Origin of the sequence: Micropruina sp., assembly GCF_027492755.1 — a bacterium.
Classification (GTDB): Bacteria; Actinomycetota; Actinomycetes; order Propionibacteriales; family Propionibacteriaceae; genus Micropruina.
In genome coordinates this window covers 1-3,263 of the sequence record NZ_JAPUED010000211.1, presented here as the reverse complement: position 1 = coordinate 3,263, position 3,263 = coordinate 1, and the positions used below count along the sequence as shown (strand labels likewise).

Here is a 3,263-nt window from a genome sequence, read left to right as displayed (position 1 = left end):
CGCGGGTTGAGCTTGTCGACGCTTCGCGGGTTGAGCTTGTCGAAACCCCCCTTGTCAGCGCCCTCGAGGTCTCGACAAGCTCGACCAGCGGTGGTTAAGACGTGAACCAACCGCCGGGGCCCACTCCGGTGCTCAACCGGGGCACGTACTGGTCGAAGTACACCCGGGCGATCAGCTCCCGGCGGCTGCGCACCGAGGCCTTCTCGAAGATCGACTTCAGATGGTCCTGCACGGTCCAGGCCGACAGGAACAGCTGGCCGCTGATCTCCTTGGTGTCCAGGCCCTGCAGCACCAGCGCGACGACGTCCCGCTCGCGGGCGGTGAGCCCGAACGCGGCCACCACCAGCGGCACCACCTCGGGCGGGCGCGCCTCTTCGATGGTCACCACGACCTCGCCCTGGATGCCGTTGCGGGCGCTCAGCGGGGTCGCGTGCAGCACCAGCCACAGGCCGCTGCCGGTCCTCAGCCGGGCCCGCGGCGGGCTCGGCCATTCGCCACGGGCGTAGCGGCGTGCGGCACCGACCAGCGACCCGATCACCCCGGCGGAGGAGGTGCCGGTGCCACCCAACGCCACTTCGTCGAGCCAGCGACCGGCGCCGGAGTTGACCTGGACGATGGTGTCGTCCGCGCCCATGATCATCACCGCCGGCCCCTGCGGTGAATCCAGCGGTGCCATCGATGCGAGCGAGGCCAGCAGGCCGGCCCGGACGCCGACGCCCATCACGGTGGTCAACGACGCCAGGAAGGTGACCTCGTCGGCGCTGAAGGGTCGATCGTCGGACGAGCGGAAGTATGCGGCCTCACCCCAGAGGTGACCGCGGTCGTAGCACAAGGCGCGCAGCTCGTCGCCGTAGCCGTACTCGGGCTGGATCAGCTCGCGCAATCGGGTGGACTCCTCGAGCCGTCCCGACGTCGTTTGGTGGACGCCGGCGGCGCGAAGCCCGGAGTCGGCCATCTCGGTGAACGTGGTGGTTTCGCGACCCCCGTACTCGATCAGTCCCCAGTCGTGATCGCGGTCATCCTGGCCGCGCAGGCTGCCGTACTTGCGGGTGCTGGTGAGCAGCCGCGTGGTGGGATCGACGGTGCCGAAGCAGACCGCCTCGAAGGGGACGGCGCGTCGTAGCGACAGCAGCGCCTCGTTGAGGAACGTGTCGAGGTCGAGGCCTCCGTGCGCCACCACCTCGATGTCGCGCCGAACCCGTTCGGCGAGCAGTCCACTCGGCATGGCAGCCATTGTGCGCTCTCGCTGCGTGCGACGGAATCCCAGATCCCTGGGGGGAGCCGCGGACCCTGCCCCGGGGAGCTGCAGGCCTCCTGTCGCCGGGGATGGTTCGTGTCAGCGCCGGACGCGAGGGTTTGAGCCATGGCAGAGATCACGATTCCGGTCCAGCGGCCCGTCGGGGCCGACGGGCTGCTGCTGCACGAGGAGGACCACGTCGCCCAACTGGTGTTGGCCGTGGAGAACCTCGAGAGCGTTCTGGCGAGCGCCGGGCTGCATCTGGCCACGCTGGCCGTGATCGAGATCCACACCACCGACCGCGGGCTGTTCGACGACGCCTCCGAGGTGCTGACCCAGCGCCTGGCCGAGTACGGCGTCCGGCCCGAGATCGTCGTCCACGAAGTGCCCTGGCTGGGTCAGCCGGGCATGACCGTCGCGGTGGGGGCAACCGCCCGCTCCGCCGAACCGTCGTCCCACAAGGAGGAACAATCAATGACCAGTGAGCTGACCGAAGAACTCCGGGCACCCCGCTCCGCCGCCGCCGAGGCTCTGCGCGGGCTGTGCGAGGGTCACGTCTACCTGCCGGGCGACGAGGGCTACGACCAGGCCAGGACGCCGTGGGCGGTTCACGTCGACCAGCGCCCAGCGGCGGTCGCGGTTCCGCATTCGGCTCAGGAGGTGGCCGAGCTGGTGCGCACGGCGACAGCGGCCGGACTGCGGATCGCCCCGCAGAGCAGCGGACACGGCGCCAGCCCGTTCGCCCGCGCCGACCTGTCCGACGTCGTCCTCGTCCGGCTCCACGAACTGACCGGGGTGACCATCGACCCCGAACATCGGCGGGCGCGGGTGCTGGGTGGCACTCTGTGGCAGCCGGTCGTCGAGGCGGCCGCCGCGCACGGCTTGGCGGCTCTGCATGGCTCCTCTCCGGATGTCGCCGTCGCCGGCTACACGTTGGGCGGCGGTCTTTCCTGGTACGGACGCCAGCACGGGCTCGCCGCGCACCACCTGCGTGCGGTCGAGTTGGTGCTGGCCGACGGACGCCCGGTGCGCGCCGATGCCGAGCACGAACCCGACCTGTTCTGGGCGCTCAAGGGCGGTGGCGGCAGCTTCGGCGTGGTGACCGCGCTCGAGTTCGACCTGCTGCCGATCCCGGACGTCTACGCAGGAGCGCTGATCTGGCCGGCCGAGCGGGCCGCCGAGGTTGTCCACCGCTGGGCCGAGTGGACGCGCACCGCGCCGGACGCGGCCAGCACGTCGCTGCGGCTGATGAACCTGCCGCCGCTGCCGGAACTGCCGCCGTTCCTGAGCGGCCGGAAGCTGGTGGTGATCGACGGCGCCGTCCTCGGCTCCGACCAGGACGCCGCCGGACTGCTGGCGCCGCTGCGCGCGCTGAACCCGGAAATGGACACCTTCACCCGCCTGCCGGCGGCGGCGCTGACCCGCATCCACATGGATCCGGAGGGCCCGACCCCGTCGGTGTCGGCGTCCTCGCTGCTGGGCGGGTTGCCGGCGGCGGCGATCGAGGCGTTCCTGGCCGCGGCCGGACCCGAGTCGGGCAGCACCGTGCTGTCGGCCGAGATCCGGCACCTGGGCGGGGCCCTGAGCCGTCCGTCCGACGCGGCCCTGGCCCGGCTGGAGGGGGACTATCTGGCCTTCTTCCTCTCCATCGCGGCGACGCCCGAGATGGGCAGGCAGGGCCAGCTCGACGCGAACCGCGCCGTCGCCGCACTCGCACCGTGGGCGAACGGGGCACGCTTTCTGAACTTCGACGACAACCTCGTCGATGTCGCCGCCGGTTACGCGGCACAGGCATGGCAACGGTTGCAGGCGGTGCGGGGGGCCGTCGATCCGGACTGCCGCCTGTTGGCGAACCACGCGGTGTAGCAGGGGGGCCGTGGGGCCCGCGGACACGCGGGTCCCACTCCCTTCCACCCCGATCGCGATGGGTGCGGGGACCTGCCGTGGCAGTCCTGGAGTTTCGCCGAATCGTCTACTACGCGCTATAGTAGCGAGCGCGAGCACGCCTCGGGCGGCATTGCCGATT

The 3,263-nt window shown here is 71.2% G+C and carries 2 protein-coding genes; one reads left to right on the top strand and one right to left on the bottom strand.

Annotated elements, in window-relative coordinates; all coding sequences use genetic code 11:
• Nucleotides 1-94: 94 nt before the first annotated feature.
• Nucleotides 95-1,225, bottom strand: a complete 1,131-nt coding sequence (locus Q0066_RS14770) for a helix-turn-helix transcriptional regulator (protein WP_298134244.1) — start codon at nt 1,223-1,225, stop codon at nt 95-97.
• Between the two features lie 138 nt (nt 1,226-1,363).
• Between Q0066_RS14770 and Q0066_RS14765 the strand changes: the two genes are divergently transcribed.
• Nucleotides 1,364-3,103 carry an FAD-binding protein gene (locus Q0066_RS14765; protein WP_298134241.1) on the top strand — a complete coding sequence of 580 codons (1,740 nt, stop codon included), beginning with the start codon at nt 1,364-1,366 and terminating at the stop codon, nt 3,101-3,103.
• The last annotated feature ends 160 nt before the right edge of the window (nt 3,104-3,263 follow it).

Bases quoted from the DNA above. Each gene is read 5' to 3' on its own strand.
- Q0066_RS14765 (WP_298134241.1), top strand. From the start codon at position 1,364: ATGGCAGAGATCACGATTCCGGTCCAGCGGCCCGTCGGGGCCGACGGG.
- Q0066_RS14770 (WP_298134244.1), bottom strand. From the start codon at position 1,225: ATGCCGAGTGGACTGCTCGCCGAACGGGTTCGGCGCGACATCGAGGTG.